Consider the following 339-nt stretch of genomic DNA (forward strand, 5'->3'; position numbering starts at 1 on the left):
CGCGGGCGGCCACAGCCATCTCGATCGCGTCGGTGACCAGCGAGGTCCGCATATGGTCGCCGATCGACCAGCCCACCACGCGCCGCGAGCAGATGTCGATCACCGTGGCGAGGTAGAGCCAGGTCGTGCCGACAGGTATGTGGGTGATGTCGCCGCACCACCTGGTGTTCAGGGTGTCCGCGGTGAAGTCGCGCATCACCAGGTCCGGCACGGGCGGCGCGGTCCTGTCCGCGATCGTCGTCCGCTTCTTTTTCCGCAGGTGCCGTCCGATGATGTGGTTGACCCGCATCAGCCGGGTCACACGCTTGCGGTTGATCCGCCGTCCCCTCGCGCGCAGCC

1 protein-coding gene is annotated in these 339 nt (G+C 67.8%); it reads right to left on the reverse strand.

All coding sequences use genetic code 11. The annotated features are described in order from the left end of the window. On the reverse strand, positions 1-339 hold a 339-nt coding region (locus ADK41_RS09945), incomplete at both ends, for a DDE-type integrase/transposase/recombinase (protein WP_159043958.1).

The sequence above is a fragment of the Streptomyces caelestis genome (assembly GCF_001279005.1).
GTDB classification, from domain to species: domain Bacteria; phylum Actinomycetota; class Actinomycetes; order Streptomycetales; family Streptomycetaceae; genus Streptomyces; species Streptomyces heliomycini.